The organism is Streptomyces sp. NPDC031274, assembly GCF_055570235.1.
Window position 1 is genome coordinate 1 of sequence record NZ_JBVIHP010000470.1, and the last position, 1,051, is coordinate 1,051.

The following is a 1,051-nucleotide window of genomic DNA, read 5'->3' on the forward strand; positions in this document are numbered from 1 at the left end:
CGCCCTACACCCTTACCCCGGGACTACCATCGCCCGGGCTGGACTACCTTCCTGCGTCACCCCATCACTCACCTACTACAAGTCTGGATCGTCGGCTCCACCACTTCCCTTTGCCCGAAGGCTCCAGGACGGCTTCACGGACTTAGCATCGCCTGATTCAATGTTTGACGCTTCACAGCGGGTACCGGAATATCAACCGGTTATCCATCGACTACGCCTGTCGGCCTCGCCTTAGGTCCCGACTTACCCTGGGCAGATCAGCTTGACCCAGGAACCCTTAGTCAATCGGCGCACACGTTTCTCACGTATGTATCGCTACTCATGCCTGCATTCTCACTCGTGAACCGTCCACCACTAGCTTCCGCTGCAGCTTCACCCGGCACACGACGCTCCCCTACCCATCCCAGCAGGCGTTGGCCCTATATGCTGGAATGACACGACTTCGGCGGTACGCTTGAGCCCCGCTACATTGTCGGCGCGGAATCACTTGACCAGTGAGCTATTACGCACTCTTTCAAGGGTGGCTGCTTCTAAGCCAACCTCCTGGTTGTCTCTGCGACTCCACATCCTTTCCCACTTAGCGTACGCTTAGGGGCCTTAGTCGATGCTCTGGGCTGTTTCCCTCTCGACCATGGAGCTTATCCCCCACAGTCTCACTGCCACGCTCTCACTTACCGGCATTCGGAGTTTGGCTAAGGTCAGTAACCCGGTAGGGCCCATCGCCTATCCAGTGCTCTACCTCCGGCAAGAAACACGTGACGCTGCACCTAAATGCATTTCGGGGAGAACCAGCTATCACGGAGTTTGATTGGCCTTTCACCCCTAACCACAGGTCATCCCCCAGGTTTTCAACCCTGGTGGGTTCGGTCCTCCACGACCTCTTACAGCCGCTTCAACCTGCCCATGGCTAGATCACTCCGCTTCGGGTCTTGAGCGCGCTACTGAATCGCCCTATTCGGACTCGCTTTCGCTACGGCTTCCCCACACGGGTTAACCTCGCAACGCACCGCAAACTCGCAGGCTCATTCTTCAAAAGGCACGCAGTCACGAC

Annotated in this window: 1 rRNA gene; it reads right to left on the reverse strand. The window is 57.3% G+C overall.

The features are described from left to right. Positions 1-1,051: ribosomal RNA gene (locus tag ACZ5CR_RS47250) — 23S ribosomal RNA — on the reverse strand; the annotation flags it as partial.